The organism is Corallococcus llansteffanensis (genome assembly GCF_003612055.1).
Taxonomy (GTDB): Bacteria; Myxococcota; Myxococcia; order Myxococcales; family Myxococcaceae; genus Corallococcus; species Corallococcus llansteffanensis.
The window spans coordinates 1-1,789 of sequence record NZ_RAWB01000969.1 but is presented as its reverse complement, the minus strand read 5'-3'; the positions used below and the strand labels follow the sequence as shown (position 1 = coordinate 1,789).

Annotated in this window: 1 protein-coding gene and 1 pseudogene; one reads left to right on the top strand and one right to left on the bottom strand. The window is 70.6% G+C overall.

Going from position 1 to position 1,789, the window contains the following annotated elements:
• Positions 1 to 848, top strand: a pseudogene (locus D7V93_RS42570) (hypothetical protein); the annotation flags it as partial.
• Between the two features lie 6 nt (positions 849 to 854).
• Here D7V93_RS42570 and D7V93_RS42565 read toward each other — a convergent pair.
• Positions 855 to 1,661, bottom strand: a complete 807-nt coding sequence (locus D7V93_RS42565; protein ID WP_147451664.1) for a hypothetical protein — start codon at positions 1,659 to 1,661, stop codon at positions 855 to 857.
• Positions 1,662 to 1,789 lie beyond the last annotated feature (128 nt).

Sequence of the window (1,789 nt, the reverse complement as noted above, 5' to 3'; positions counted from 1 at the left end):
GGCTGGGGCTGGGCTTCGCGGTGCTGTCGATGGGGACGGTGCTCAACATCCGCCTGGAGGACCGGCTGTCCCCGGTGGTGCTGCTCTTCGTCATCGCGCTCGCGGTGGCGCTGGTGCCGGCGTGGCGGGAGCGCGTGTGGCGGCGGGACGTGCTGCTCTTCCTGGCGCTCGCGGTCTGGCTGTCCTGGTCGGAGCCGCTGACGGCGTTCGGCCAGCCGCTCAAGGTGCAGATTCCGATGCCCTACGTGGTGTTCAAGCACGTGGTGCCGCTGTTCTCTCGCGGCGGCATGCCGGTGCGCTTCGTGCTGCTCACGTACCTGTCGCTGGCGGTGCTGGTGGCGTTCGCGGCGGCGCACGCCGGGGCGTGGGCGTCCCGGCGGGATGCCCGGCTGGGCGTGGCGCTGGCGCTCGCGGTGGCGCTGGTGCCCAACGTGGAGTACCGGGGCCTGTTGATGCCCATGCCGCAGGTGCCCCGGCTGCCTCCCGTGTTCGAGGAGATCCGCGACGCGCCCATGCCGGTGGCGGTGCTGACGGACAACGTGCAGGGGCAGTGGGAGCAGATCTTCCACGGCAAGCCGGTGTCGTTCGCGCGGCTGTCACGGCTGCCGGTGCGCGAGGCGGGGCTGGTGGACTCGCGGGTGATCCGCGCGGCGGAAGGGATGCGCTCCGCGTTCGGCACCGTCACTCCGGAGGAGCGCGAGGCGATGCGGCGCTTCCTCCAGGAGCACCACTTCAAGTGGTACGTGACCCACTTCTTCCACCCCGTCCGCCACCAGTTCATCGAGGATGAGCTGGGGGGCGAGCTGGTGCACCGGGACGGCTACGTCACCGTCTACCGGTTCCCTTGAGGACGGTCAGTCGCACTCGGCGCGCTGGATGTGGATGCGCTGCGGGGCGCTGGCGAAGACGGCGCTGGAGTTCACCTTTACGGTGACGAACTCGTCCGCGGACGCCACGGAACCGCACTCGGCGGCGCCCCCCGCGTCGCAGTGGCGGGTGAGGACGAACGTGTCGGCTGCCGACTTTTCGAGCTGGGTGCCGTCGCAGCGGTAGTACGTGGCGCCCCCGCCGCCGCTCTTGTTGACCACCTCGTCGCCCACGGCGTCCGCCGAGCCAAGCACCTCGCCGCTCTTGCCGAAGAGGACGAAGAGGTAGCGGGTCCGCGTGCTGTAGTCCCAGCGTTCCTCGTGTTCAGCGACGTTCTCGCTCTCCGCGTGGGTGAAGACGCGCAGGGTCGCGCCCGAGCGCAGCGCGAGGGTTTCGTCCCGGGACCCCAAGGCTTCGTCTTCCTGCCGGGGGCAGGAGCGCTGCTTCGGGGAGACCTTCACCTCGCGGGAGTAGGTCTCCGGGGAGAGCAGTTTGATCTGATCGACGATGGGGGGCGCGTCGTCGGGGGCGCAGACGCCGAGGAGCCACACCCAGAAGCCGGGCTTGAGGCCGGGCAGGGTCTTGCTCTCGACGAGCTTCGGATACCCGTCCCGGAACGTCAGGCCCGCCTTCCCGAGCGCGGTGTTCAGGTCACTCCAGGCGGGCTTCTGGGCCTCGGCTTCCGCCTGCGTCTTGGCACCCTTCCAGATGATGGCGACGGCGTTGTTGGCGGCCTCGGCCCGCGGGGCCCCGATGAGGGCCAGCAGGCTCAAGGCGAGGATGCATGGACGCATGGTGGTTCCCCCCTCCGGCTGCGACGGCGACAGCACCCGCGATGCTACGGCTTCTTCGGCCCTCCACGCTTCGCGCGGGAGCGACGCGCGGGCGGACGCTTCGTGGGGGTGGAGGGCTCGGCCTGGGA